Source organism: Brucella sp. GW823-FHT04E01, assembly GCF_058796175.1.
In genome coordinates, this window is the sequence record NZ_JBXAIK010000001.1 from 654,517 (window position 1) to 680,191 (window position 25,675).

Sequence of the window (25,675 nt, forward strand, 5' to 3'; positions counted from 1 at the left end):
ATCGCTGCAAAATACGGCCTGTTTACGGCCCCGCATAGACTACAGACAATAAATAACGGAAGGAAAGCGGCTTATCCCCTGACAAGCCAGACAATGCCGACGCCGATTGCGAGCGCTGCAATCCCGGCAATGCGCAACATGTTCTCCGGCGTCTCACTCGCTTCACGAGCAAGCTTCTTCGCCAAGGAAGGAAAGCCGCCGTAGAGCAGCCCTTCGAGAACGAAGAGAAGACCTACGGCGGCTAGAAAATCGCTCATGAGCGTTTGACCCGGTTGTTACTGGGCAGGCGTTGCCAGCTTGCCGCCAGCATCGCGGAAGAACTTGAAGAACTCCGAGTCCGGCGAGAGAACCAGCGTTGTATCCGGGGTCTCAAGGGCTTCACGATAAGCAGACATCGAGCGGTAGAAGGCGAAGAAGCCAGGGTCCTTGCCTGCAGAGCCTGCGAATATCTCACTGCGCTGCGCATCGCCTTCACCACGAAGGATTTCCGATTCCTTGCGCGCTTCTGCAATCGTTTCGACGACCTGACGATCCGCGACAGCGCGGATGCGCTGGGCAGCTTCACGGCCACGGGCACGCAGGCGCTCTGCTTCGGCAAGACGCTCTGCCTTCATGCGGTCATAGGTCTGCTGCGAAACTTCAGCCGTCAGATCGGTACGACGGATACGCACATCGGCGATGGTCAAGCCAAGCGACGTCGCATCGGGACGAAGCTGGTCACGCACTTCGCGCATCATGTCGCCACGCTCTTCCGAAAGTGCCGCTTCGAATCCGCGCTGGCCGTAGACGCTACGCAATGCAGCATCAAGACGAGTACGAAGACGCTGCTCGGCAAGCAGCGTGCTGCCCGAAACGGTTTCACGGAACTTGCGCGCATCGGTAATGCGATAAACGAGGAACGCGTCGACGTCATAGAACTTGCCGCCCGAAACCTGAACGCGGATATCGTCCAGATCGAAGCGCAGCAGGCGATCATCGATCAACTGCACAGTATCTGCATCAAGGAAGCCAAAAGGTAGTTTGAAGTAGATGCCCGGTTCCGTCTTCACATCAACGATCTGACCGAAGCGAAGCACGATAGCCTGCTGACGCTCGGATACGATGAACGTGGCGGAGTAGATCAGGAAAGCGATGACGGCGATAATGCCGCCAATGATTGGGAGCCTGTTCTGAGCCATTACTGGTTACCTCCGCTCGGGGTCGTCGTGGTCGCATTCACGCCTGGGCGTGGCTGCTGGCGCATGAGTTCGTTCAGCGGCAGATAAGGCACGACATCCTTTCCAGGTTCGACAATGACTTTCTTGGTGCTCTTCAGCACCTGTTCCATGGTTTCGAGGAACAGACGGTTACGCGTTACTTCCGGCGCCTTCTGGTATTCACCCAGAACGGAGCTGAAACGCTGCGCCTCACCTTCCGCGTCCTGAACGACACGGTTCTTGTAAGCGGCTGCTTCTTCGCGAAGCTGGGCTGCTTCACCACGAGCCTGACCGAGCTTCTGGTTCGAATACTGGTTCGATTCTTCCACGAAACGGTCTTCGTCCTGTTCGGCACGCTGCACTTCATCGAAGGCATCAGCCACTTCACGCGGCGGTGCTGCATCTTCGATGGAAACGGCATTGATCTGGATACCCGTTTTGTAGGTATCGAGCGTCTGCTGAACAATATCGCGAACACTGGATGCGATTGCCGAACGGTTGTCGCGGAAAACGTCCTGAGCCGGTCGACGGCCAACGATTTCGCGGATCGCGCTTTCAGAAACCTGCTGCACCATCGCATCCGGATTATCGACGTTAAACAGATAGGCCTGCGGATCGGAAACGCGATACAAAACCGAGAACTGAACGTTGACGATGTTCTGGTCGCCCGTCAGCATCAGGCCCTGCGTCGCACTTCGGTTGCCCTGCCCACCGATATTGATCTGCTTTTCGACGATCTGCGCCTTTTCATAGGTTTCAATCGGCCACCAATGGAAATGCAGTCCCGGTTCGGACACTTCTTCCTTCGGCTTGCCGAAGCGCAATTCAACAGCGAGTTCGTCCGGCTGCACGGTATAGACGGACTGGAAGAGCCAGAAGCCGACAACTGCCGCGCCAATAAGGAAAAGAACGCCGCGATTGCTGCCGCCCTTGCCACCACCACCGGGGAAGACCTGCTTCAGACGATCTTGTCCTTTGCGCAGAATATCTTCGAGATCAGGTGGTGTGTTCTGGCCGCCGCCACGTGGGGCCTTTGGCCCTTGTCCCCAAGGACCGCCATTATTGTTGTTATTGTTGTTATTGTTATTATCGCCGCCGCCACCCCATGGGCCGCCGCCACCATTCTGATTACTCCAGGGCATCCTCACCTCTCGTCCAGGCGACGGGAAAGCGAGCTGCCCACTCCCGTCATCAACTAATGTTTCCGTTTTATAGGCATCGGGAGGTCCGCTTTCAACGCGAAGACGACAAAATTCGTGAACTATGCTTTACACAGCACGTTTTTCGTACACAAAATAGCGCGTTGGGTGACTATCCTTGTCACCAGCGGGCACATCCTCCTGCGAAACGACGCGCCAGATTTGGAGGTCGATTTCTGGAAAATGCGTATCTCCATCGATCTCGGCCAGCACGCGGGTCAGGTGAATATGGTCCGCGAGAGGCAAAGCCTGCGCATAAATTTTCCCGCCGCCTATGACGCAAACCTCTCCGACACCCAGGTCAGCGGCCAGTTTTTGTCCGAGCGCAATTGCCTCTTCGAGAGAACCGATAGCACTTGCACCTTCAGCCTGAAATCCGTTGTCCCTCGTCACGACAATATTGGGCCGTCCCGGCAAGGGGCGCCCAATAGATTCCCAAGTCCGCCGCCCCATGATAACCGGCTTGCCGAGCGTCAGGGCCTTGAAGCGTTTGAGATCGGTTGAAAGCCGCCACGGCATATCATTGTCGCGCCCAATGACGCCGTTTTCGGCGGCAGCAACAATGATCGAAACAATCGGTTCTTGTACGGACATGGAATGCCTCAAACAGCAATCGGCGCTTTGATCGTCGGATCGGCCTCGTAGCCCTCAAGCTGGAAGTCCTCGAAACGAAAGGCAAAGAGGTCCTTCACATCCGGATTGATCCACATTGTCGGCAATTTCTTTGGTATTCGGGTAAGCTGCAGGCGCGCCTGATCGAAATGATTGGCGTAAATATGCGCATCCCCGAGCGTATGGATGAACTCTCCCGGTTTCAGACCGGCAACCTGCGCGATCATCATCGTCAACAACGCATAGGAAGCGATATTGAACGGCACGCCCAGAAATATGTCCGCAGAGCGTTGATAAAGCTGGCAGGAGAGTTTTCCATCGGCGACATAGAACTGGAAAAGACAGTGGCATGGCGGCAAAGCCATTTCATCGACCAGCGCCGGGTTCCATGCCGATACAATCAGTCGCCGCGAATTGGGATTTCCATGCAGCATCTTGAGAAGATTCGCGATCTGATCGATATGACGACCATCCGGCGCTGGCCAGGAGCGCCACTGATAACCATAAACCGGGCCCAAGTCGCCATTCTCGTCTGCCCATTCATCCCAGATCGAGACGCCATTTTCCTTCAGATAGGCGATATTCGTATCACCTTTCAGAAACCAGAGCAGCTCATGGATGATCGAGCGAAGATGCAGCTTCTTGGTCGTGAGAACCGGAAACCCCTCTTCGAGATTGAAGCGCATCTGATGTCCGAAAACCGATCGCGTACCTGTACCCGTGCGGTCACCACGGTCGGTGCCGTTATCCAGCACATGTTGAAGAAGATCGAGATAGGTGCGCATGGGGGATGATCCAGAATCCGATTCGTTTAAGCCACTATAAAGAAAAACCCCGGTGTAAGGCACCGGGGCTTCGGATTCACCAGATCGCTGTGGATCAAAGGCCGCCGAGTTTTCCGAGCTGCTTGGCGACCAGATAATAGAAGGTAACGCGATTCTTGTTGCGATCACCCTTCATGACTTCCGCAACATGCGCGACGACTTCGTCACCCTTAGCTTCGTCATCAACGCCGAGTTTCTTGGCAACCCAATTGGTGCGGACGCGCTTCAATTCTTCCGGGTCCGTTGCCGAAACGAGCGAGGAATCGCGATTGCGCAGCGCAATACCCAGATGCTTGACGATCTTGTCGACTACAGCTTCATCGGCACCGGCATCGTAGCGACGGACATCCGCGAGATATTCACTCATATATCCACTCTCCTTCGAATGGGGTATCAGCACCCCGTTTCAGCCACGGAATCCGGCTATATAAGAATTTACTTGCCGACCCCGATATGTTGCGAGGATTGACCAGCAAATGCAGGCTGTCAATGAAAAATGAACACAAGGGCTGGTTGTCGGGAGCCTATTGGCAAAACCCGTTAAAAACTACGCACCCTCTTCCAATCATGATCAACCGCGCCTATATACGGCGTGTCGGCGCAAGCTGACTATGGTGATAAATGGACGGTGTAATAAACCCATTGGACCCGGGGGCGGTACCCGGCGCCTCCACCAGAATACAAATCAGCCTATCGGTTTGTATTGTGGCGGGGGCGAAACAGGATCGACAAGGGTGTAAAGATCGCTCTTTTACTCGGCATGATACCACCGTTATCGGGTCAATTGAGTAGTTGCAAATGACAACAAAGCTCAGGGTTATGCTCTCGCTGCCTAATGGCGGTGCGGGAAACCCACTCTAAAGTCCTTAGGGTTAGCCCCTTAAGGCGGGGTTCGGAGGCACCTGGCAACAGAAGCCTCCACTTTCCCTTTCACATTGCTTATGCAGCGGCGGCTTCCGTATCGAGTTCACTTGCCTTGCGCGAAAGAACGATCTGCGTCAGCACGAAGGCTGTGAGCGCACAACCGGCAATTCCGCCGACCATCGGCACAGCCGTTCCGTCAAAGAACGAGCCTGTCACACCAATGGCAACGCCGCCAATCACGAAATGCAGCGTACCCATCAGCGCAGAAGCAGTTCCTGCAATCTCGCCGTGGTCTTCCAGAGCCAGCACCGCCGTTGTCGGGATGACAAGGCCAAGGAAACCATAGCCAACGAACAGGAAGCCTGCGATCAACCAGAGCGACTGATGCCCCATGAGTGCGGCGGCGAACATGGCGAGCATTGCCGCTGCAAATCCGGAAACGGCGAATCGCATGACACGGCGAAGCCCGAAGCGTGCCCCCAACCAGCCGTTCAACTGCGAAACGCCAAAGAACGATACTGCATTGGCCGAAAACGCGATGGCATATTGCGTCGGCGTCAGGCCGTAATGGTCGATAAGCACGAAGGACGAGTTGGCGAGATAGACGAAAAAGGACGCGATGCCAAAGCCGCCAACAAAGACCAGTCCGAGGAAATAGCGATCCTTAAGCAGACGACCGTAGCCGCGCAAGGCGCTGCCCAGATTGCTTTCAAGCCGGGCCTCTGCTGTCCGCGTCTCTTTCTGTGCAGTGGCCACCAGAATGATACCAATAACGGCAGCGACCAGAACCGCCCAGAAAACACCACGCCAGCCAAAGAAGCTGATGATGACGGAACCGGTCAGCGGCGCCAGAATCGGCGAAATGGAGAAAACCAGCATCAGAAGCGACATCAGACGCGCTGCCTCGATACCTGTGTGAAGGTCTCGCACGACGGCGCGCGGGATGACCATACCAGCTGCGGCACCCAGCCCCTGAACGAAGCGGAAAAGCACGAGCACATCTATATCGGTCGCGACGGCGGAGCCAATGCTGCCGATACCGAACAAGACCAGACCGCCATAGAGCGGAAGTTTACGCCCGACCATATCGGACAGCGGCCCGCAGAAAAGCTGCGCAACCGCGAGAGCAATGAAAAAGGCCAGAAGGCTCATCTGCACCGCACCAGTTTCCGCGTGCAAATCGGCGGCAATGGTGGGCAGAGCTGGCAGATACATATCGATCGCAAATGGGCCAATGGCGGAAAGAAGGCCAAGAACAATGGCATTGCGCACAAGACTGGAAGCCATGGGGGACGCGCTTTCATCAATGTTTCGTGAGGTTCCCGCACCGATTTCGGATCTCCGGTTTTGCTTGGGAGGATGGCGCCGTCGGGCTCGCAAAACCGGTACAGGACAGATAAATATTTGTATTCGCTACCGGTTTTCGTTCCATCTTAACGATATCGACCTGTTTTCCATTACGGTCGACACTTGAAAACTCTGTAGCGAAAGGCATTCTATACGCATGGTCAAAACAGATTTGACACTGATGTCAAATTAGACACCATTGTCCAAAACGTCAAGCTATCTTATGTTGGAGTCATGAAGCCTACTGACATTATCGACATGGCCGCCCTGCCCGAGAAGCGTGCTGCATCCGAAAAGGGCCTGAATTCCGCGGTAATAAAGCCCGGACAGTGCATGAAGCGCGACTTCATTTTGTGCTCTGCTGCGCGTGTTTTCAATCGCGACGGATTTCAAGGCGCGAGCATAGACCTCATTGCCAACGAAGCGGGCGTGTCACGTCAAACCATCTATAATCACTATCGCGATAAGGAAGCTTTGCTTGCTGCCGTCGTCGAGGATGCGCTTGCACGTATGAACGCGAGCCTGTTCGCAGTTCTGGCCACTTTCCCCCAGACTGGCGAAAATCTGGAGCATGATCTGGTGGCTTTCTCGATCCGTATGAGCCGGAATTGCATATACGATTCGTCCGGTGCGTTTCTGCGCAAGGTAATGCAGACCAATGAGACCAACCTGCCGCTTGCAGCCAATATTTGCAGCACCAAAGGCCCGGCACAAGCCATCCCGGCCATAGCAGCCCGTCTGGCGCGCCTCGCCATGGATGGTCATCTGCGCGTCGACGATCCGGACCTTGCCGCACGCCATTTCATGGCGCTTATCAATGCCGACACGCACTACCATATGCTAACCGGTCAGGGTGTGGACGATGCAATCATCGAAAAGAGCGCCGTCAACGGAGTACGCACGTTCCTGATGGCCTTCGGAAGTCGATAGAGGCAAGCGCACCCTATTGCGTTCAAAAATTGCACATCTTTCCGCCACAGGCGTCGCCCTATTGCTTTTTCAGATCATATATCATCCGTTCCGGCGAGAACGAACTTGACATCGACCTCCGAATCCGTGGGATAAGCAAACCATGGTACAGGACCTAATCCGTTACGATATTCTCGCTCAGGAAGCCCTACGCGGCGTCATTCGCAAGGTTCTTGCGGAAGTGGCCAAGGCTGGCTTGCCAGGCAACCATCATTTCTTCATCACGTTCCTGACTGGAGCGCCCGGTGTGCGAATTTCCTCGCGCCTGAAGGAGAAATATCCCGAGCAGATGACAATCGTTTTACAGCATCAGTTCTGGGACATGCTCGTTACGGATCAGTTGTTCGAAGTCGGTCTGTCTTTCGGTGACATTCCTGAAAAGCTGACTGTACCTTTTTCTGCCGTCCGTGGTTTCTACGACCCTTCGGTCAATTTCGAACTCGAATTCGATGTCGCGATCGCACAGCCAGAAAGCGACAATGACGAAGGCGGCAATGTAGCCCCTATCGAAATCCTCCCCACGGAAGCACCGGTCGAGAAGGCAGAAAAGCCTAAATCGAAGTCGCGCAAGACTGCAGCCGAAAAAGAAGCCGCTGCGGCCAAAGACAACAATCCAGATGATGGCACCGACAAGGAAGCCAAACCTTCTGCCGATGTTGTTTCACTGGATGCTTTCCGGAAAAAGTAATTCCGCACACACCATCCTCATGTGAATAATGGGCCAGAAACCCGTTTGTTTGATTGGACAGTTCCGTTTCACTGTTGATCGTGATCAATGGTGAAAAGCAAACCGGCGCTTTATACTCTGTTCTGACGGCAACCAGTTCAGGATTGAGTTCGATGATTCGTGCAATTGCTCAGGCAGTATTGTGGGTAAGCGGCATTGTCGCGGCTTTCTTCGTGGCAAAAGACGAACCCAACTTTCCGCTTCTGCAGATGACAGTTGGGCTTATACTTCTTATTCTGGCGTCCTTGGCCATCTGGTGGTTCACCAACCCCAAAGATCCACAGAAGTAGAACCAGCCTATTACGAGCTTGCGAGACAGGGCCGAAACGCGGTAATTTTTCAGGAGCCTTCAACATTTCCGCGTGGTTCCATGAGCGATATCGTCAATCTCAGACAGTTCAAAAAGCAGAAAGCCCGCGCTGAAAAAGAAAAGCAGGCTGACCAGAACCGCATTCAATTCGGTCGTACGAAGACCGAAAAAGCTTTCGCTCGCACGGAGACGACAAAAGCGGAACGTTTTCTGGATCAGAACCGTCTGGAAAAAAACGATAAGCCGGACGAGACAAAGTGAACTCGTCAGGACGTTTACGCAAACATTCCGTCAGTATTCGCGGGCACGCAACCAGCTATACGCTTGAAGACCCGTTTTTCGAACTGGTTGAGGAAATTGCGGCCACACGGGAGCTTTCCGTAGCGGCCCTGATCGCAGAAGTCGACAGCAAGCGTGACAGATCAATCAATCTGTCTTCCGCACTTAGACTTCATGTTCTGGATTGGCTCAAATCCAGAGTAACTCAAGGCTGAGGTACAGGCACCACAGGCGTCGTTTCCAGACTTTTCAGGAATTCGTTGAGGGATTGACCACCTTCCGGCGATGCCAGAGGATCTTTCGATCCACCCGCCGGTCCGCCTTGCGGCTTCTCAGCCTCAAGCCGTTGAGCTTCCGCGGCGGTTTTCCGAGCCGCTTCGCGCGCACTGGCTTCGGCACGACGTCTCACCTCGTCCTCACGCTGCGAACGATCACGTTCCACTTCATCTGCTTCGAACAGCCCAAGCTGACGACGAAGGCGCTGCTTCTCCATCAAACTCGCCTGCATGGATTCAACACGTTCCTGTTCGCGTTCAAGCGCACGCTGGGTCAGAAACTGAACGAGCGGCTGCTTGTCGAATGACACCTCCGGCGCGCTATAACTTCCGCCGAGAGAAAAGGCCACCTGCGGAGAAATACCTGTATCGGCGCCATCCCCGTTCTGGAACGTCAAAGTACCGTTTCCGCCAATTCCCAGTGTCGACAGATCGAATTGCAGATCGCTGAGAAGAGCCGCATTTCCATCGCTCAGATTTGCCGCAGCCATACGCGCGACACCGCCGCTGATCGTAAAGTCAAACCGCGTGTTGCCTGGCGCAAATGTGCCCTGCCCGGCTGCCTTGTCGGCAATGCCGACAAATTGCTTGGAAGCAAGCTTGTCGGAACCGGAGAACTGATCGCCCGTTGCATCGGCCGCCGCTATCATTGCAGGCAATGCCGCCCCATCCAGACCGTCGACGGTGAAATTCTCCACGTCAAAACTTGCCGCTCCCGCCAGCGATCCGACCAGCGCCGCAACGCTCTCGCCGCTACCATTCAGATTGACGGCAGCTTTCACCACACCGCCCAGCGGTGCAGAACCGTTCTCTAGCTGGTAAAAATCCTTGAGCTTTGCGCCACTCCATTTGAGCTCTGTCGAGAGGAGTGCATTCTTGTCGCTATTGCTCAGAGAAACATTTCCAACCAGATATCCACCTGCCCAGTTGCCGGTCAATTCGTTCAACTGAAGACTATCCATGGTCTTCAGAAGCCGTGTTGAAAACTCCGTAGCGGTCCCGAACCCTTCCATATGAGCTTGCGCCACGTTGAGCTTCATATCCAGCAATAACGGCAGGGACGGACGGACCGCGAATGCACCACGTGGCCAGATTGTCTTCGCGGTGGGCTTTGCCGGCTCAAATGCATCCTGCCCAAGCATGATAGCAGCAAGACTATCAACCTCGAGCGTCGCGAGCTTTGCCTCACCCTTCAACTGCGGCAGGCCGCTATCGGCAAAATTGGCCTCCAGCCGCGCGGAAACATCTTCGCCATCCAGCTTTCCTGTCAGATTGGGAAACCGCAAGATACCCTTTGCGAACTGAAAATCGCTGGTAAGGTCTGCTGAAAGACCTTCACCAAATCCGGGCAGCGCGAAACCGACCGTTGCGATGAATGGTTGCAGATCGGCGGAACTCAGCTGGGCCTTGCCACTGGCAGCGATATCCCCTCCGACCAGCGAAATCACGCCATCAGTTGTGGCCGTCCCGTCAGGCGCCGCCAGTTTGAGTAATGTCCGCATACCTGCACTCGGCGCGCCCTGCATGCTCAGGTCGGCGGTAAGTTCACCAGCCAGCCCCAAGGGCAAGGCGGGCATACCGATCAACGCAAGTACCACTTCACCTTGATCCGATGTAGCAGTGCCGTTCAATTGCATCTGCAACGGCTCGCTCTCACCCTCGCCACCGCTCGCCGTGCCCGACAGGTCCAGCTTCATGCCGCCTGTTTTTCCGGTAACACTGAACGAAAACTCCCCGACACCGGGAGCGCTTTTGGTGTTCGCCTCAGCAGGCCGGGCACTCTTACCCTTGGATGCCGCGCCTTTAGCAGGTGTCTTGTCCGCCACTGGCACGGACGGCGCCACCGCATTGGCGATGACATTGATCTCGCTATCCTCGAACAGCCCAGGGAAATTTGCCGCGCGCAACGAAAGCGCATGAAACAGCGGTAGCTGGGGATAGCGGTTGGCCATCAGCGAGAGGAAACGCGAAAGATCTCCAGACAGTATCGTCGCATCGAGCGAGCCGGAAGGCGTATTGGAGAAGGGTTCGTAGGTGCCTGTTGCAGTAAGCGTCGTGCCCGCTACATCGCCAACCAGCAGCCGGTCGAAATCGAAGCGCCCGTCATGCAGCCGGAGCGCCATGTCGACATTGGCCGCTTCCATGTCCTGATAGCGGACAGGCCCTGCCTTGAATGCCAGGTTCAGCGATTGGCCATCGAGAAAATCCAGCCCGTCACCACTGGAAAAAAAGGCTGTAAAAGCTTGCAGCACTTCGCTTTCCACCGCTCCACCATTGAGGGCGAGCGTAATTGCAGGCTGTGCCAGACCCTTTACTTCGCGAACAAACGAACCTTTGAGTGTGGTTTTCCCCAACGCAATTTCGAGATTGTTGATCCGCTGCATTCCGTCGCGAAGATCGACCTGTCCTGAAAAACCCGCGCCTTCGAGCTTGCGCACGGAATCGTCAACGGTCTCGTTCAGCCAGCTTGCGAGACCGGACGGCTGACGCGAGGCAACGAGCATATCCCCCTTGAAGCCGAAATCCTTGCCAACCGAGAGCGTACCCTTGGCTTCCACCTTGGTTCGCCCCGGAAGATCAGCAGCGAACTGACGAATATTCCAGTTCTTTCCGTCAGGTTCCGCGCTCACTGTGACCGAGCGTATCGTTGTGCCGCCCGCGATGACGGCAGGAAGGCGCAAATCCACATTGCCGGGTATGGTGGGAATGGGAAGTTGTTCGAGAACGCGGCGCGCTATCGCAATACGATCAGTAACCGGCACGGCAGAACCGGATTGTTCTTCGCTGGCGGCTTCATTCGGGCCCCAGAAAAGCTGCTGTCCGTCGGCGCTGACCTCGAAACGCGGCTTGGCGCCATAATCAATGAATGCCTTGCCATTCACCACATAAGGATTGTCGGCAGGCCCCTGCTCCATCCGGAATTCGCTGGCATCGAAGCGACTGCGATCCGCCTTGAATTTACCGGTTACGCGTACACCACTGAAAAAAGGCGTTATCGTCGGTGTCTTCTGATCCTTAGCCGTCTTGGCAACCATATCGGAAGAGCGGAGCGAAAAATCACCGGCGTAGTCGAGCCGACCTTCGGTCACGGTCACATCGCCATCGGTCTCGAAAGTAGCCGGGATTGCCTCCGGCGAAATGCGAGCGCGTACGCGCAGCGAACCGTCCGGCTTCGCCTCGCCGCTTGTAAGGTCGATCGCCAGCTTTTCGCCCTGAAGAACGAGACTTCCGTTTGCCTGCCACGGACCTGCAAGACTGTTTGCGGAGATCACGGCATTGAGTCCGGTAGCTGTATGACTGCGGCCGCTTGCCTCTTCGCGAAGGGTAATTGTTCCGTCACTAACGGAAAGCCGCTCCAGCTTGATTTTCGTCGGATCGAGCGGTGTCGACGGGCGGATCGCCCAATCGACCTTGCCGCTTTTGTCCAGGGAAATCGTGGCTCGCGGGCGATCCACGCGCATATCGAAAATCAGAAGTTGGCCGCGCAGAAACGGCATCAGTTCAGCATCCATCGAAAACGTATCGACGGTCATCACCGGATGAGCAGCATCGGCCCCGACGCGCACATCGGAGAAAGCGACAGAGGGAAACGGCAAAAATCGGGCGTTGACGTCACCAGCGACCTTGACAGGGCGCCCCAGAACACGGCTCGCCTCGCGCTCGAAATCGGCACGATAGCCGCTCCAGTCAACAAAAGGCGGCACGACAAGTGCTGCCGTCAACAGCAGCACGAGAAGCCCGCCGACGATGACGAATATGCGGCCCAAGAACCAGCTCCGGTCAAACAGATTGTAAGTTAGCGCGAAACAAAGAGTGAATCACGCTGTCTTTATCTGCGCAACATAACGGCATCGATCCGGCGACAACAAGGCAAATTGCATCACAGCCATATCGATATGCACGCCTGCCTGAATCAAACTCTTGGCAAACCCGCCCAAACAGCTGAATTGAATCAGGAAATCAGTATTTTGCCCGGATTCATGATGTTGTCTGGATCAAGCGCTTTCTTGATGGCCCGCATGTAGTCCGTGGCTTCACCCAGCTCCATGGCCAGATACTTCATCTTGCCTTGCCCGATGCCATGTTCGCCGGTGCAGGTTCCCTCCATGGCAATGGCACGTTTTGCCAATCGGTCCATGAATGCTTCGGCACGCTCCATTTCGCTCATATCATCCGTGTCCAAAAGCAGGAGAAGATGGAAATTACCATCCCCCACATGCCCGACAATTGGTGCTATCAGGCCTGTTTCGGCAAGGTCTTTTTCCGTCTCGCCGATGCAATCGGCCAGACGCGAAATCGGTACGCAGACATCAGTGGAAACACCCTTGCAACCGGGCCTCAGCAAAAAAGATGCAAGATAGGCGTCGTGACGCGCCCGCCATAGCCGGTCGCGTTCCTCGGCATCGTGGGTCCACTGGAAATTGCCACCACCATTGCCTGCAGCAATTTCTCCAAACAATTCCGCCTGTTCGGCAACGCCGCTTTCCGTGCCGTGGAACTCGACAAACAGATAGGGCTGCGCCTCATAAGGCAGTTTGGAGTGGAGGATCAACGCCTGCATCTGAAGCGTGTTTACAAGCTCGATACGTGCAACGGGGATACCCATCTGGATGGTTTCGATCACCGTGCGGCAAGCCGAAGCCACATCCGGGAAAGGACAGATACCGCCGGAAATTGCCTGCGGAATCCCCTGCAGTTTCAATGTCAGCTCGGTGATGATGCCAAGTGTTCCCTCGGCTCCGACAAGCAGCCTCGTGAGATCGTAACCCGCAGCCGTCTTCTTCACGCGTTTGGAGGTCTCGATCAGCCGTCCATCCGGCATCACGGCTTTCAGAGCCAGCACGTTCTCACGCATAGTCCCATAACGCACCGCATTCGTACCGGACGCACGGGTGGAAGCCATACCGCCCAGTGTGGCATTGGCGCCCGGATCAATTGGAAAGAACAGTCCGGTATCGCGCAGATATTCATTCAATTCCCGGCGCGTAATACCCGGTTCCACCACGCAATCCAGATCTTCCGCATGTACGGCAATCACCCTGTTCATGCGCGTAAGGTCAAGAGAGACACCACCAGCGGGCGCGTTCACCTGCCCTTCGAGCGACGAACCGGCACCGAAGGCGATAACCGGAACGCGATGTTCAGCACAGATGCGGACTACATCCTGCACCTCCTGTGCGGTCTGGGCAAAGATGACGATGTCCGGCGCCTGCGTCGGCACATAGGTCGTCGTGTGACCGTGTTGTTCGCGGATAGCCTGACCGGTCTGCGCACGCTCACCGAAACGCTGCTTGAGAATACCCACTGCTGCGGCAATACCGTCCTCATTGCGTGCAAGCGCAACAACATTTTCAAGCGACATCGTTCATTCTCCGAAATTCATAGTCAAACGACAGGCAACGCCAATGCGACCGGGTCTTGTCCAAGATGCTCGGCAACGGCGCGGATCACCAGATTATGGTCCTCGCGCTGCGGCAGCCCCGATACGATTACGGCGCCGATCACGCCTGCCCCTGCAACGCGGATCGGAAATCCGCCGCCCGCCAGCGCGTAATCTTCGACATTCAATGCTTTATGGAGAGCAAACATGCGATCGTCGCGATTCTGCTCCAGAACAAGACGATAGGTCGAAGCATGAAAGCGGCGCACGACATTGAACTTACGGCGCAACCATTCCTGATTGTCCACTGTGCTTCCGGCGGTCGTCGCATAAAACAATTGCCGGTCCCACAGGGAAATTTCGGTGGCAATGCCGAGCTTTTCCTTCACGGCGATATCGCGAATGCGATGACCAAGCGCGAATGCTTCATTCTCGTCAAATGACGGAAAAATAAGCGCCTGTTCCTGCCGAATGATCTGCGCAATCGCCTGCTTGCTGTCGTCGCCCTGTGCCATTCTCTGCATTTCCCCGATGAGCTGCACGAAATCTGTGCGTTCCTTGTGCGCCTTCGATCACGTGATTGCAATAAGGGTTGTCCGCCATCAAACTTGATTGATCGGATGCAATCCACTAGTGGAGCCCTATGGTTCAGAACCCCAATATAGATGTGCCTCTGAAAGGCGATCAAATACCGGAATTTGTCGAAACCGCCGTATTCAAGCGCGACGTGTTCTCGGAAACGCATGCCGGTTATTTCATAGGCAACCCCGAGACCCGCATCATTCGGCGCGTCGTAAGCGCTGCTCCATGGTGGTCGAAGCCGCTGGCATGGATATTGGCCCGGCGCGAAATCCGCGGCCTCAAGACGGTACGCGGCATCGAAGGTGTCCCACAGCTCCTCGCCATCGACAAGGACGGGCTGTATCGATCCTGGACGGAAGGCACACCGCTGCATCTTGCGCGGCCTTCCGATCCGAAATGGTATCGCACCGCGCACCGCATCCTGCGCGATATGCGTCGTCTTGGTGTCACCCACAACGACCTCGCCAAACCGCAAAACTGGCTGATGACACCCGAAGGTGAAGCAGCGGTCATCGATTTCCAGCTTGCAAGCGTTCATCGTCGTCGTGGCGCGCTCTATCGCCTGATGGCCTATGAAGACTTCCGCCATCTCATCAAGCAGAAGCGTGCTTTCGCAAAAGACCTGATGACACCGACGGAAAAGCGCATTCTGGCGCGCCGTTCTCTGCCGTCGCGCATCTGGCTGGCGACAGGCAAGAAAGTCTACAACTTCATCACTCGCGGCATTTTCAGCTGGTCGGACGGTGAAGGCACTGGTGACCGGATCGACAATGAAGGCCCTGCAATTCAGGCTGCCCTCAAATCCGATCCACGCGTGACCGATGTAGCGCTCGCGCTCTATTCACTGCCAGCCAAGGGCGTCGGCATCTACGCTTTTGTGGAAACACTGAACGCCGATGAGAAAAGTCTGCGTGCAAGGCTCAAAGGCCAAAAGGTTGAACTGATCCAGCCGGTTGCGCATCTGCCGCGGCGCGCCGATGGGACCATCCGAGACGACATTCTGCGGCTAATCGCAATGAACCAGATGACGGAGCTCGATGATCTTCTGCAGCGTGAACCGGAACTGCGTGGACTGGTTGAAGCACTGGCCTCGCATCGCCTGAACTTTACGGATCGTCGCGTTACTCAATTAGAGTAGTCGAATATTTTAACCCTTTCGCTGGTCTTTCAGCCGCGAATCATTACATTCGGGTCAAATGTCTGACTTTCCCGACGATATGCCGTTTTTCGGCGATGACGACGCTCCGGCAGGCCGCACGCCTGCTCCCGGTGGCATTGCCGCACGTGCCATGGCAGCACGCAACCAGCAGCGTGGCGAACCCGATTACCTAAAAGGGCTGAACCCGGAACAGCGTCAGGCTGTCCTGACGACAGAGGGTCCTGTTCTGGTGCTTGCCGGTGCGGGCACGGGAAAAACGCGCGTTCTGACAACGCGTATCGCACATATTCTGACCACCGGCCTTGCCTATCCAAGCCAGATTCTCGCCGTGACTTTCACGAACAAGGCCGCGCGCGAAATGAAGGAGCGTATCGGTCATCTGGTCGGCGGCGCAGTCGAAGGCATGCCGTGGCTCGGCACGTTCCACTCGATCGGTGTTAAGCTTTTGCGCCGCCATGCGGAACTTGCAAATCTGACATCGGATTTCACCATCCTCGACACTGATGACGTGATCCGCCTCATCAAGCAACTCATTCAGGCTGAAGGCCTCGATGACAAGCGCTGGCCTGCCCGCACCTTCGCCAACATGATCGATGGCTGGAAGAACAAGGGATTCGGACCATCCGATATTCCAGAAGGCGATGCACGCTCGTTCGGCAATGGTCGCGGACGCGAGCTTTATCAGGCCTATCAGGAACGCCTGCGCACATTGAACGCCTGCGATTTCGGCGATCTTCTGCTGCATCCGATCCGTATCTTCCGCAATCATCCGGATATCCTGCGCGAATATCACGCGAAATTCCGCTACATTCTGGTGGATGAATATCAGGATACGAATACGGCGCAATATTTGTGGCTGCGTCTGCTGGCGCAACGACCAAAATCACGAACGACAGCGCCAACGCGGGCCGGAGGCTCGCCGGTACAGCCCGCCAAGGCATCCGAAGCCTCCCGCAGGACCGATGAGCGCAGCGAATTCGGCGTGAGCGGAGATAAAGTCAATCTGTGTTGCGTCGGCGACGACGATCAGTCGATTTACGGCTGGCGCGGAGCAGAAGTGGACAATATTCTTCGCTTCGAAAAGGATTTTCCGGGCGCAGTCGTCATCAAGCTTGAGCGCAATTACCGCTCCACAGCGCATATCCTCGGTGCAGCCGCCCACCTGATCGCACATAACGAGGGTCGCCTTGGCAAAACGCTGTTTACCGAAGCACCCAATCCGGACGATCCACGGGTCAAAGTTCATGCGGCCTGGGACTCGGAAGAGGAAGCCCGTGCTGTCGGCGAAGCCATTGAGCAGGCCCAGCGTCAGGGGCATCTCCTCAACAACATGGCGATCCTCGTCCGCGCTTCTTTCCAGATGCGTGAATTCGAAGACCGTTTTGTCACACTCGGTCTCAACTACCGCGTCATCGGCGGCCCGCGCTTCTACGAGCGGCTCGAAATCCGTGATGCGATGGCCTATCTGCGTGTCGTTGCACAACCGGCCGACGATCTGGCGCTGGAGCGCATCATCAACACGCCGAAGCGTGGTCTGGGTGAAGCCGCCATCCGCCAGATCCATGATTATGCCCGCGCACGCGATATTTCGATGTTTTCTGCGGCCTGCGATCTCATTGAAACCGAGGAATTGAAGCCGAAGCCACGTTCCGCACTGCGCGAAGTGGTCGAGAACTTCCTGCGCTGGCAGTCCCTGATCGACAACACGCCGCATACCGAACTGGCCGAAACCATCCTTGATGAATCCGGCTATACGGGCATGTGGCAGAACGACAAATCAGCAGAAGCACCGGGCCGGCTTGAAAACCTCAAGGAACTGATCCGTTCCATGGAGGAATATGAAAGCTTGCGCGGTTTCCTTGAGCACGTTGCACTCGTGATGGACGCCGAGCAGAATGAGGATCTGGATGCCGTCAACATCATGACGCTGCATTCGGCCAAAGGTCTGGAATTTGAAACCGTCTTCCTTCCCGGCTGGGAAGAAGGCTTGTTTCCACACCAGCGCGCGCTTGATGAAGGCGGGCGTTCCGGCCTTGAGGAAGAGCGCCGCCTCGCCTATGTCGGCGTGACCCGCGCCAAGAAAAACCTGCATATCTGGTTCGTTTCCAACCGACGCATCCACGGCATGTGGCAATCGACCATTCCTTCCCGTTTTCTGGAAGAACTACCGGAAGCGCATGTGGAAGTGGCCGAACTGGAAGGCAATTACGGCGGTTACGGCGGTGGCTATGGACAGTCCCGCTTCGACAAGGCTGATCCATTCCAGAATTCCTATTCGACACCCGGCTGGCAGCGCGCGCAGCAGAATCGCTCCGATGCCACCCGTAACAACTGGGGTTCTCGTTCGGGCAGCAAAGTGGAACGCATCGGCTATGGCGAGACCGATTCCGGTTTTGGAGCTGGTCGTGGCTCCATCAAGGGACGCACGATTGACGGTGAACTGGTGGCCAAGTCAGTGGCCGACAAGCCATCGGCCTTCAAGGCGGGCGACCGCGTGTTCCATATCAAGTTCGGCAACGGAACGATCTCGCTTATTGACGGCAACAAGCTGACCATCGATTTCGACAAGGCCGGACAGAAGCGCGTTCTCGATAGTTTCGTCCAGCCGATCTAGTTTCCATCACAGATGAAGGATCAGGGCAGCCGGATTATTCCGGCTTGCCCTTCGCCCATGTTACATCACCCTTGTAAAGCGGCACGGTTGAAAGCGACGTTTTCGCTGAACCATCCTGAACCTGTGTCGCATGGGCGAGATAGAGCAGAGTATTGTTTGTCTTGTCGTATATGCGCGTGATGACAAGCTTCTTCCAGATCAAGCTTGTACGCTCGGAGAACACCCGTTCCCCGCCCTTACCGAGATCGATATCTGCGATAGTGATCGGCCCTGTCTGCTCGCAAGAGATGGAAGCATTGGACGGGTCCTCGAACCAGTTGCCTTTTTGCAGCCGGTCGATCATGCCGCGCGAAAACGACGCCAGATGACAGGTTACGCCCTGCACTTTCGGGTCCTGTACCGCATCGATGACAATATCGTTTCCAAGCCAGTCGACGCCAACCTTGCCAACTTCTTCGGCCGGAGCGGCCGAAGCCGCAACGACCAGCATGGGAGCAAGCAACAACCCGGCAAAACGCTTCAGTCCGACCATATCTTCCAGCCTCCAGAACTGTTGTGATGCCAAGGTGGGTAAACAATTGCGGCTTTGCAAGAGCCGGAATTCAGCTGCTCCACTTTTCCAGAAACGCCTCGATTTCGAGCGTCTGGATGTCTGGAACCGCTTCATAGAGCTTTTCCACCGACCAGTTCCACCATTCGAGTTCGAGCAGTCGGTCTATGACAGCATTATCGAAGCGTTTGCGGATGAAACGAGCGGGAACACCGCCGACCACATGATAGGGTGGCACATTCTTCGTCACGACCGCATTCGCACCAATCACGGCACCGTGGCCAATCTGAACGCCCGGTGTGATGACCGCGCCGTGGCCGATCCATACATCGTTGCCGATGATCACGCGCTGCTCCTGACGCCTTGCCCGGAACTCGCCATCAACGCCCAGATAACGAAAATACTCATTCGGTCGATAACTGACTTTATGAGTCGTGAGCCGCTCCATCGGGTGTTCGAGCGCATTGATGCGAACATTCGCGGCAATAGAACAGAACTTGCCGATCTCGGCATAGATTCCCTCGCCGTTCCGCTCGAAATAAGTGAAGTCGCCGACCATGACTTCACGAAGAATCACACGCTCGCCAATATCGGCATACCGTCCCAGCTTGACGGATTTCAGTTGAGCCGTCGAATGAATGCGGGGTTCACTGTTCTGGAAACGGAGATCATCTGACGACATCATTGCAAACTCACCTCAAGCTTCCCTGCAGCGCAGTCAGCTCTGGAACGAACTGCTTAAGCCGCTTCCTGCGAACTATCTTGCTCGCCGGAAAGATAATCCTTGATAACATTCGGCAGAACATCGTCAAACTTCGCAATGAGGGTCTGGTGAATTTGGGCTCGAAATGCGGGATCGAAACGCTCAAAACCCTGCACGCAGCCGAAGGGCGCTGAACCGGCCTCGATCGCCTCAAGTTCTTCCGCCCAATGTTTTTCCTGGACAAAATCCAGATAAGCCAGTTCTCTCGCCGGACGAACAGAAGCTTTGTGCCGCAAAATCTCCAGATGATTGGCGAGAGCAACCGTATTGAACTGTTCGATATCGCGATATCGGAAACTGACCTGCTTATTCAGAACGCCGGGTTTCTCGGTGAAAAAAGCCGCCAGCGTGTTGCGCCGCAACGGATGTGGGTGATGATGGATCGACATGAATCGATCCTTCATGCCAGCAGTGACAGCGCCTTTCCATTGCGCCATGCGGAATTTCGGAAACGTATATTCATACCGCGATATCTTGCCAAGCAAATGGCGCAGCTTGTACTTCCAGCGGGTGTTTTCAGGCCGCACCCAATCGCCATGAAGAACAGGGCGCTCGTTCTCATAAAGATCGGATACTGTCAGCGGAGCATTCACGAAGAAATCGTCGTTGGAATAAATAAAATGCTCCGACAGCCCGGGTATCCGCCACATCGCACCTTCAATAGCGCGGGCGTTGAACGAAGGGCGAGCAGCCGGCAAACCATCAAAAATATCATCATGTGATACGATCTGAATAAAAGAAGCATCACATTTGCCCTCATGCTTGAATGCATCGAGGAAACGTGGCTTCTGATGATCGGTGATGATGAAAATGCGCTTGATGAACGGGGCGAATTTGATGACGGAAGCGATGTTATAATAAATCTCGCCATTATCGAGATAACGTTCGTTTGTAACGGCTTCGAAATGCGTGCGATCAGAATTTGGCGCGAACCTTTTTCTGGCAGCCGTATGCGCGGGATCCTGCCCGTCAACCCAAGCGATTACGTAATCGACTTCCAATATTGCTCTCACAAGAAATTGCAATTTTATGACCGAAATATATCAGTTCGATCAACCTTGCAAAAAGAAAGAACGAAGAAGCTGTTCAACTTTGGTCACGCGAATGAGACAGGAGCCAAACTGTGCGAAGAGCCATTTCCACCGCGCGACAAATAGTCAAAAGTTTCAGAAATTATTGAAAATTGAGCAAATGGCCGTACATTACCGCCATGCTCTTCATGATGCAGGATGCGGCTATATCGACCGTTCTGCAACGCATAAAGAAAAGATAGATTGTTGATCAGCGCATCAAGGCGCGTTCGGAAATTCAAGGCTGACTGGACATGAAAAAATTCCTGCCCATCTTCATCATCGCCTTCATCGTCGTTATCGTCGGCGCTGCGGGTCTCAATCTTTTCCGAGACAAGGAAGCGGCTAAAGAACCCTTCGGCGGTCCGCTTAACCTTGTGACCATGGATGGCACGCCTTTCACCGAGAACGACCTGCGCGCTGCGCCAGCAGCAATCTTTTTCGGCTTCACCCATTGCCCGGACGTCTGTCCCACCACGCTCTATGAGCTTGATGGCTGGCTGAAGCAGCTTGGGCCGGAAGCCAGTGACATCAAGGCTTATTTCATCACCGTTGATCCGGAACGCGACACGCAGGAAGTCATGAAGACCTATGTCGGCAACGTTTCCGACCGCATCATTGGCATCACCGGTACACCACAGAATATTGCTGATATGGTCAAATCCTACCACGTCTATGCCAAGAAGGTTCCGGGCGAAGACGGCGAATATACGATGGATCATACAGCATCGGTATTTCTGCTCGACAAAGGCGGTCGCTTCCGCAGCACAATCGCCTATCAGGAAAACCCGGATACGGCTCTGGAAAAGTTGAAGAATCTGGCCAAAGGCGCTGCAAAGAGCTAAATAGAATCTACGAAGCATTTCCATCGGAAATGCGTCAGAGCCTGAATCAAAAAGCGGCATGTATGTGCGAAAATGGTGATTTTCGAGTACCGGAACGCAATGTACTTCTGAGCATGGTCCCGAAAAGTTGCAGACTTTACGGATAAGACTATGCACCCGAGAAAGCTACATGAGCACCGGAACGCAGAAAAATTGCCATTTGCAGCCATACAGGTCGGCTTTTGGTACAGACTCTCAAAGATAGAGAGCTTTATTACTTCATGGCCCAGTCACGACTTTTCTTTTCGGCGGATAAGGCGGAAGCCGAGCGCGTCTACAACATTCTCGAACAGACTTTCGAGGAAGACGGCTTCCCCATCGCTATCACCGAAATCGATGAAGACCGGCAGATTTTCGAGGTGTCGGTCTATGTCGAGGACGATGCCGAAGATGTCGCCAAGCGGATCGATGCGTTGGTCGGTGCGGACATTTTCTCCGTCGAAGAACTGCCTGACATCGACTGGGTCACGCATTCGCTGGAAGGTCTGAAGCCTGTCAGAGCCGGGCATTTCTTTGTCCATGGCTCGCACGACCGCGACAAGATCGAAGCAGGCGACATCCCCATTGAAATCGATGCTGGTCTTGCCTTCGGCACCGGCCATCACGGAACGACGGCAGGATGCCTTGAACTGATCGAGGAAACTGTCAACGGCGAACATCCGACCAATGCGCTCGACCTTGGCACCGGCAGCGCTGTTCTTGCCATCGCCATAGCCAAGCTCGCTCCCATTCCTGTACTGGCTACCGATATCGATCCTGTCGCTGTCACCGTCGCCGCAGAAAATGCCGCCAAGAACGGTGTGGCAGAACATATCGTTACGGCAACGGCGGAAGGCTTCAGTCACCCGATCTTCCGTTCCTATTCGCCATTCGACCTGATCGTCGCCAACATTCTTGCCAATCCGCTTATCGAGCTGGCACCTTCCCTCAAGGAGCATCTGGCATCCGGCGGTTCCATTGTTCTTTCCGGAATACTTGACAGTCAACACGATGCAGTGCTCGCTGCCTATCAGGCACAGGGACTCACCCACCAAAAGACGCTGCATCGCGAAGGCTGGGTAGCAATTCATCTGAAATAACAGGCCGTTTGAACCACGGCGTATTCCTGTTTTGAGCGAGTTAAACCTATGGCTTTTCAGAGTTTCGACGTCACCACAAATCCGGCCAATGGCGGCCCACGCGTTGCGAAGCTGCGCGCGAAAATGGCCGAACTTGGCCTTGACGGATTTCTGGTTCCTCGCGCAGACGAGCATCAGGGTGAATATGTTCCGCCCCATGCGCAGCGCCTTGCCTGGCTGACCGGCTTCACCGGATCGGCTGGTGCCGCGCTCATCCTCGAGAACAGCGCCTATATCTTCGTCGATGGACGTTATGAACTGCAGGTCCGCGCCCAGACCGACCCAAAGGTCTTCTCCTATGAAAGCCTTGTCACAAATCCACCGGCTTCCTGGCTGGCAGAAAACGGCAAAGGCCTGAATATAGGCTTCGATCCCTGGCTCCATACAATTTCCGAAGCCCGCGCCTTGCGCGAAGCGCTTGAAAATCAGGGCGGTCAGCTCGTTCCCGTCGAAATCAATCTTGTTGACGCCGTATGGAACGATCAGCCTGAAGTGCCAACGGCAGAGGTGACGATCCAGCCTGCCCGCTTCTCCGGCCATGAAGCGGAAGACAAGATCAAGGAAATGCAGGCGGCAGTCGCCGCAAGCGGCGCCAGCGCAACTGTCCTGACCGATCCGTCATCAGTTGCATGGGTGTTCAATATCCGCGGCAAAGACGTGTCCAACACACCACTGCCGCTGAGCTTTGCCATTATCCCTGCAAAGGGCGAACCAGAGCTTTTCATTGATGAACGCAAGCTCGCCATCGAACCACGCGCCTATCTGACCCAGCTCGCCAAGCTCTCGGCACCGAGCGATCTGGAAGGGCACCTCAGTGCTCTCGCGGCCAAGGCAGAAGCTATTCTTCTCGACCCGACCCTTGCGGCTGAACAGCTCCGCCTCGTTGTCACCAGCGCAGGCGGCAGTGTGATCGAAGGCAAAGACCCTGCCCGTATTCCACGCGCAATCAAGAACAAGGCGGAACTTGATGGCTCACGCGCCGCCCATGAGCGCGACGGTGTGGCTATGGTCAATTTCCTCTCATGGGTCGACGGCCAGAAGCCCGGCACAATCGATGAAATCAGCGCAGCGCAGAAGCTGGAAGAATCGCGTGCCGATGCCGGGCGCGACTTCCAAATGCCGCTGGAAGACATATCCTTCGACACGATCTCCGGTGCGGGGCCAAATGGCGCAATCATCCATTATCGCGTCAATACCGACACCAACAGAACGCTTGAAGATGGCGAGCTTTATCTGGTCGATTCCGGCGCACAATATCGCGACGGCACCACCGACATTACCCGCACCGTCCCCATCGGCAAGGTAACGCCAGAGACGATCAAGGCATTCACGCTCGTGTTGAAAGGTGTGATTGCGATCACGACGGCGCGTTTCCCGAAAGGCACACGCGGGCAGGATATCGACGTTCTGGCGCGCATCGCACTATGGAAGTATGGTTTTGACTATGCGCACGGAACCGGTCATGGCGTCGGCTCCTACCTGTCAGTGCACGAAGGCCCACAGAGCATTTCGAAAAAGGGCGCGCAGGAACTGCTGCCGGGCATGATCCTTTCCAATGAACCGGGCTATTACAAACCCGGTTCATTCGGCATCCGCATCGAAAACCTCATCATCGTCACCGAACCGGAAGTGCCGGAAGGCGGCGACATTCCGATGATGGGCTTCGAGACACTGACTTTCTGCCCTATCGACCGGCGCCTGATCGACAAGTCACTTTTCACGCACGAGGAAATCGACTGGCTGAACAGCTACCATGCCAGCGTGCGCGAGAAGCTTTCAGGCCACCTCAAGGACGCTGAACGCAAATGGCTTGAAGCGGCAACCGCGCCGCTTTGATAATGCATTCACACCGTGAAATGGCGTAGCGCGATCAAAAGCGCTACGCCAGCAAAGAACATGGTCATCATGCTGAGCCGCAACGAAAGCACGATGCAAACCGCGAGTACGAGCAGTTCCCGCCAGCCATGATCCGAAGCAGGCGCAGCCACGATGGCCGTCAGAACGGCTGCAGGCACGGCGTTGAGCGCCGCTTCCACCCGGTAATGCACACGGCTGAAGCGTGACAGGACCAGATGCCCACCAATACGGGTGAGATAAGTGCAGAGCGCGCCCGCAAGAATGATCCAGATTGTGGTGGACATTTACGCCTCCCCTTCGCGTGGCTTGGCAATAATCGCCGCAAGAACAATGCCGCCAAGTGCGCCCAGCGATACATGCCACGGAGATCCCACGAACTTGTAGGCCGCCACGGCTGAAATCGCACTGACGATAACGACCGGCAGCCAGTTCTGTCGGTGACGGAAACTCATCACCATGCCGAGAAAATAGATCGGCAGCAGAAAGTCGATGCCGAAGGCGTAGGGATTCGTGATCAGATTGCCGAACAGCCCGCCAATCAGCGCTTCGAGAACCCAGGTCAGATAGAATGTGAGCCCGATGGCCATATACCAGACGAAGGTGACCGGCTTACCGGCTTCCGCTCGCTGTTCAACTTCCGCATACTGGATGTCTACCAGTACGAAAAAGGCCAGTGCCTTCTGCCATGGCTTGAAGTGACGGATACGCCGACCTGTGCTCGCCGAGTAAAGCACGTGCCGGAAATTGACGGCGAAGATCGACATGACAATCATCCACGGCGCAATGTTCTGGCCGAAAAGATCTAGCCCGACCATCTGGCTGGCACCGGCATAGATGATGGAACTCATGAACACCGCTTCGGCGAGCGACAATCCGTTATCGACAGCAAGCGCACCGAACAGCAGGCCAAAGGGCGCGCCGGCAACGACAAGCGGAAGTCCGCGCCGGACACCGTCAATAATATCGGCGCGCGCTGAAGCCCTTACGGGCCGAAAAGTCTGATCCACGAATATTCACTCCTCCGAATGAAGAGTAGTTAGGAAATTCTGGGGCCTGTTGGAATATGATTTCCCAAAAAATCATACTATTAAACAGG

Annotated in this window: 25 protein-coding genes and 1 other RNA gene; 11 read left to right on the top strand and 15 right to left on the bottom strand. The window is 55.4% G+C overall.

Annotated elements, in window-relative coordinates:
• Positions 1–71: 71 nt before the first annotated feature.
• The 6 genes from AC1RHM_RS03320 to AC1RHM_RS03345 form a co-directional block, all read right to left on the bottom strand.
• The gene (locus tag AC1RHM_RS03320; protein WP_006467185.1) at positions 72–257 is read right to left on the bottom strand and encodes a DUF2065 domain-containing protein; all 186 of its coding nucleotides are present in this window, start codon (positions 255–257) and stop codon (positions 72–74) included.
• A gap of 18 nt (positions 258–275) precedes the next feature.
• Positions 276–1,178 carry a protease modulator HflC gene (gene hflC, locus AC1RHM_RS03325; RefSeq protein ID WP_010659764.1) on the bottom strand — a complete coding sequence of 301 codons (903 nt, stop codon included), beginning with the start codon at positions 1,176–1,178 and terminating at the stop codon, positions 276–278.
• Positions 1,178–2,338 carry an FtsH protease activity modulator HflK gene (gene hflK / locus AC1RHM_RS03330; RefSeq protein WP_010659763.1) on the bottom strand — a complete coding sequence of 387 codons (1,161 nt, stop codon included), beginning with the start codon at positions 2,336–2,338 and terminating at the stop codon, positions 1,178–1,180. The genes hflC and hflK overlap by 1 nt, the downstream gene beginning before the upstream one ends.
• Before the next feature lie 126 nt (positions 2,339–2,464).
• On the bottom strand, positions 2,465–2,989 hold the full coding sequence (locus AC1RHM_RS03335) for a dihydrofolate reductase (protein WP_010659762.1): 525 nt from the start codon (positions 2,987–2,989) through the stop codon (positions 2,465–2,467).
• A gap of 8 nt (positions 2,990–2,997) precedes the next feature.
• Complete coding sequence (locus AC1RHM_RS03340; protein ID WP_010659761.1) at positions 2,998–3,792, bottom strand: thymidylate synthase; 795 nt, start codon at positions 3,790–3,792, stop codon at positions 2,998–3,000.
• Between the two features lie 94 nt (positions 3,793–3,886).
• Positions 3,887–4,198 (bottom strand): DUF2853 family protein, encoded by a 312-nt coding sequence (locus tag AC1RHM_RS03345; RefSeq protein ID WP_010659760.1) that lies wholly within the window; start codon positions 4,196–4,198, stop codon positions 3,887–3,889.
• A gap of 188 nt (positions 4,199–4,386) precedes the next feature.
• On the opposite strand from AC1RHM_RS03345, the gene ssrA reads away from it, so the two are divergent.
• Positions 4,387–4,754, top strand: a transfer-messenger RNA (tmRNA) gene (gene ssrA, locus AC1RHM_RS03350).
• A gap of 16 nt (positions 4,755–4,770) precedes the next feature.
• Here the strand turns inward: ssrA and AC1RHM_RS03355 are convergent.
• Positions 4,771–5,982 carry a multidrug effflux MFS transporter gene (locus AC1RHM_RS03355; RefSeq protein WP_010659759.1) on the bottom strand — a complete coding sequence of 404 codons (1,212 nt, stop codon included), beginning with the start codon at positions 5,980–5,982 and terminating at the stop codon, positions 4,771–4,773.
• A 294-nt stretch (positions 5,983–6,276) separates the two neighbouring features.
• On the opposite strand from AC1RHM_RS03355, the gene AC1RHM_RS03360 reads away from it, so the two are divergent.
• The 4 genes from AC1RHM_RS03360 to AC1RHM_RS03375 all read left to right on the top strand — a co-directional run bounded on the left by AC1RHM_RS03360 (position 6,277) and on the right by AC1RHM_RS03375 (position 8,542).
• A complete protein-coding gene (locus AC1RHM_RS03360) occupies positions 6,277–6,972 on the top strand; it encodes a TetR/AcrR family transcriptional regulator (RefSeq protein WP_029376072.1) in 696 nt (231 codons plus the stop codon).
• A 142-nt stretch (positions 6,973–7,114) separates the two neighbouring features.
• Positions 7,115–7,699 (top strand): SspB family protein, encoded by a 585-nt coding sequence (locus AC1RHM_RS03365; RefSeq protein ID WP_010659757.1) that lies wholly within the window; start codon positions 7,115–7,117, stop codon positions 7,697–7,699.
• Positions 7,700–8,108: 409 nt separating this feature from the next.
• Entirely contained in the window at positions 8,109–8,309 is a 201-nt protein-coding gene (locus tag AC1RHM_RS03370) for a DUF4169 family protein (protein ID WP_010659755.1), read from the top strand.
• Positions 8,306–8,542 (top strand): ribbon-helix-helix domain-containing protein, encoded by a 237-nt coding sequence (locus AC1RHM_RS03375; RefSeq protein WP_010659754.1) that lies wholly within the window; start codon positions 8,306–8,308, stop codon positions 8,540–8,542. The genes AC1RHM_RS03370 and AC1RHM_RS03375 overlap by 4 nt, the downstream gene beginning before the upstream one ends.
• Here the strand turns inward: AC1RHM_RS03375 and AC1RHM_RS03380 are convergent.
• The 3 genes from AC1RHM_RS03380 to AC1RHM_RS03390 form a co-directional block, all read right to left on the bottom strand.
• Entirely contained in the window at positions 8,533–12,369 is a 3,837-nt protein-coding gene (locus tag AC1RHM_RS03380; RefSeq protein WP_492332480.1) for an AsmA family protein, read from the bottom strand. The two genes, AC1RHM_RS03375 and AC1RHM_RS03380, sit on opposite strands and share 10 nt — an antisense overlap.
• Positions 12,370–12,554: 185 nt before the next feature.
• Positions 12,555–13,964 carry an FAD-binding oxidoreductase gene (locus tag AC1RHM_RS03385; protein WP_010659752.1) on the bottom strand — a complete coding sequence of 470 codons (1,410 nt, stop codon included), beginning with the start codon at positions 13,962–13,964 and terminating at the stop codon, positions 12,555–12,557.
• 23 nt (positions 13,965–13,987) lie between these two features.
• Positions 13,988–14,497: a heme-degrading domain-containing protein gene (locus tag AC1RHM_RS03390; protein ID WP_010659751.1), complete on the bottom strand. Its 510-nt coding sequence runs from the start codon at positions 14,495–14,497 to the stop codon at positions 13,988–13,990.
• 128 nt (positions 14,498–14,625) lie between these two features.
• On the opposite strand from AC1RHM_RS03390, the gene AC1RHM_RS03395 reads away from it, so the two are divergent.
• Positions 14,626–15,702 (top strand): serine/threonine protein kinase, encoded by a 1,077-nt coding sequence (locus AC1RHM_RS03395; RefSeq protein WP_010659750.1) that lies wholly within the window; start codon positions 14,626–14,628, stop codon positions 15,700–15,702.
• 58 nt (positions 15,703–15,760) lie between these two features.
• A complete protein-coding gene (locus tag AC1RHM_RS03400) occupies positions 15,761–18,337 on the top strand; it encodes an ATP-dependent helicase (protein ID WP_010659749.1) in 2,577 nt (858 codons plus the stop codon).
• Positions 18,338–18,371: 34 nt separating this feature from the next.
• On the opposite strand, the gene AC1RHM_RS03405 is transcribed toward AC1RHM_RS03400, so the two are convergent.
• The 3 genes from AC1RHM_RS03405 to AC1RHM_RS03415 all read right to left on the bottom strand — a co-directional run bounded on the left by AC1RHM_RS03405 (position 18,372) and on the right by AC1RHM_RS03415 (position 20,513).
• Positions 18,372–18,869 (bottom strand): CreA family protein, encoded by a 498-nt coding sequence (locus AC1RHM_RS03405; protein WP_010659748.1) that lies wholly within the window; start codon positions 18,867–18,869, stop codon positions 18,372–18,374.
• Between the two features lie 70 nt (positions 18,870–18,939).
• The gene (locus AC1RHM_RS03410; protein ID WP_010659747.1) at positions 18,940–19,572 is read right to left on the bottom strand and encodes a DapH/DapD/GlmU-related protein; all 633 of its coding nucleotides are present in this window, start codon (positions 19,570–19,572) and stop codon (positions 18,940–18,942) included.
• A gap of 53 nt (positions 19,573–19,625) precedes the next feature.
• Positions 19,626–20,513, bottom strand: a complete 888-nt coding sequence (locus tag AC1RHM_RS03415; protein ID WP_226622288.1) for a hypothetical protein — start codon at positions 20,511–20,513, stop codon at positions 19,626–19,628.
• On the opposite strand from AC1RHM_RS03415, the gene AC1RHM_RS03420 reads away from it, so the two are divergent.
• The 4 genes from AC1RHM_RS03420 (at position 20,442) to AC1RHM_RS03435 (ending at position 24,558) form a co-directional block, all read left to right on the top strand.
• Positions 20,442–20,807, top strand: a complete 366-nt coding sequence (locus AC1RHM_RS03420; RefSeq protein WP_226622316.1) for a hypothetical protein — start codon at positions 20,442–20,444, stop codon at positions 20,805–20,807. The two genes, AC1RHM_RS03415 and AC1RHM_RS03420, sit on opposite strands and share 72 nt — an antisense overlap.
• 167 nt (positions 20,808–20,974) lie before the next feature.
• On the top strand, positions 20,975–21,565 hold the full coding sequence (locus AC1RHM_RS03425) for an SCO family protein (protein WP_010659745.1): 591 nt from the start codon (positions 20,975–20,977) through the stop codon (positions 21,563–21,565).
• 260 nt (positions 21,566–21,825) lie between these two features.
• The gene (locus tag AC1RHM_RS03430; protein WP_010659744.1) at positions 21,826–22,683 is read left to right on the top strand and encodes a 50S ribosomal protein L11 methyltransferase; all 858 of its coding nucleotides are present in this window, start codon (positions 21,826–21,828) and stop codon (positions 22,681–22,683) included.
• A gap of 48 nt (positions 22,684–22,731) precedes the next feature.
• On the top strand, positions 22,732–24,558 hold the full coding sequence (locus AC1RHM_RS03435; RefSeq protein ID WP_010659743.1) for an aminopeptidase P family protein: 1,827 nt from the start codon (positions 22,732–22,734) through the stop codon (positions 24,556–24,558).
• 8 nt (positions 24,559–24,566) lie between these two features.
• On the opposite strand, the gene AC1RHM_RS03440 is transcribed toward AC1RHM_RS03435, so the two are convergent.
• Both AC1RHM_RS03440 and AC1RHM_RS03445 read right to left on the bottom strand, forming a co-directional pair.
• Positions 24,567–24,863 carry an AzlD family protein gene (locus AC1RHM_RS03440; RefSeq protein ID WP_010659742.1) on the bottom strand — a complete coding sequence of 99 codons (297 nt, stop codon included), beginning with the start codon at positions 24,861–24,863 and terminating at the stop codon, positions 24,567–24,569.
• Positions 24,864–25,586, bottom strand: a complete 723-nt coding sequence (locus AC1RHM_RS03445) for an AzlC family ABC transporter permease (protein WP_010659741.1) — start codon at positions 25,584–25,586, stop codon at positions 24,864–24,866.
• Positions 25,587–25,675 lie beyond the last annotated feature (89 nt).

Bases quoted from the DNA above. Each gene is read 5' to 3' on its own strand.
- AC1RHM_RS03320 (WP_006467185.1), bottom strand. From the start codon at position 257: ATGAGCGATTTTCTAGCCGCCGTAGGTCTTCTCTTCGTTCTCGAAGGG.
- hflC (WP_010659764.1), bottom strand. From the start codon at position 1,178: ATGGCTCAGAACAGGCTCCCAATCATTGGCGGCATTATCGCCGTCATC.
- hflK (WP_010659763.1), bottom strand. From the start codon at position 2,338: ATGCCCTGGAGTAATCAGAATGGTGGCGGCGGCCCATGGGGTGGCGGC.
- AC1RHM_RS03335 (WP_010659762.1), bottom strand. From the start codon at position 2,989: ATGTCCGTACAAGAACCGATTGTTTCGATCATTGTTGCTGCCGCCGAA.
- AC1RHM_RS03340 (WP_010659761.1), bottom strand. From the start codon at position 3,792: ATGCGCACCTATCTCGATCTTCTTCAACATGTGCTGGATAACGGCACC.
- AC1RHM_RS03345 (WP_010659760.1), bottom strand. From the start codon at position 4,198: ATGAGTGAATATCTCGCGGATGTCCGTCGCTACGATGCCGGTGCCGAT.
- AC1RHM_RS03355 (WP_010659759.1), bottom strand. From the start codon at position 5,982: ATGGCTTCCAGTCTTGTGCGCAATGCCATTGTTCTTGGCCTTCTTTCC.
- AC1RHM_RS03360 (WP_029376072.1), top strand. From the start codon at position 6,277: ATGAAGCCTACTGACATTATCGACATGGCCGCCCTGCCCGAGAAGCGT.
- AC1RHM_RS03365 (WP_010659757.1), top strand. From the start codon at position 7,115: ATGGTACAGGACCTAATCCGTTACGATATTCTCGCTCAGGAAGCCCTA.
- AC1RHM_RS03370 (WP_010659755.1), top strand. From the start codon at position 8,109: ATGAGCGATATCGTCAATCTCAGACAGTTCAAAAAGCAGAAAGCCCGC.
- AC1RHM_RS03385 (WP_010659752.1), bottom strand. From the start codon at position 13,964: ATGTCGCTTGAAAATGTTGTTGCGCTTGCACGCAATGAGGACGGTATT.
- AC1RHM_RS03390 (WP_010659751.1), bottom strand. From the start codon at position 14,497: ATGGCACAGGGCGACGACAGCAAGCAGGCGATTGCGCAGATCATTCGG.
- AC1RHM_RS03395 (WP_010659750.1), top strand. From the start codon at position 14,626: ATGGTTCAGAACCCCAATATAGATGTGCCTCTGAAAGGCGATCAAATA.
- AC1RHM_RS03400 (WP_010659749.1), top strand. From the start codon at position 15,761: ATGTCTGACTTTCCCGACGATATGCCGTTTTTCGGCGATGACGACGCT.
- AC1RHM_RS03405 (WP_010659748.1), bottom strand. From the start codon at position 18,869: ATGGTCGGACTGAAGCGTTTTGCCGGGTTGTTGCTTGCTCCCATGCTG.
- AC1RHM_RS03410 (WP_010659747.1), bottom strand. From the start codon at position 19,572: ATGATGTCGTCAGATGATCTCCGTTTCCAGAACAGTGAACCCCGCATT.
- AC1RHM_RS03420 (WP_226622316.1), top strand. From the start codon at position 20,442: ATGATCGGTGATGATGAAAATGCGCTTGATGAACGGGGCGAATTTGAT.
- AC1RHM_RS03425 (WP_010659745.1), top strand. From the start codon at position 20,975: ATGAAAAAATTCCTGCCCATCTTCATCATCGCCTTCATCGTCGTTATC.
- AC1RHM_RS03430 (WP_010659744.1), top strand. From the start codon at position 21,826: ATGGCCCAGTCACGACTTTTCTTTTCGGCGGATAAGGCGGAAGCCGAG.
- AC1RHM_RS03435 (WP_010659743.1), top strand. From the start codon at position 22,732: ATGGCTTTTCAGAGTTTCGACGTCACCACAAATCCGGCCAATGGCGGC.
- AC1RHM_RS03440 (WP_010659742.1), bottom strand. From the start codon at position 24,863: ATGTCCACCACAATCTGGATCATTCTTGCGGGCGCGCTCTGCACTTAT.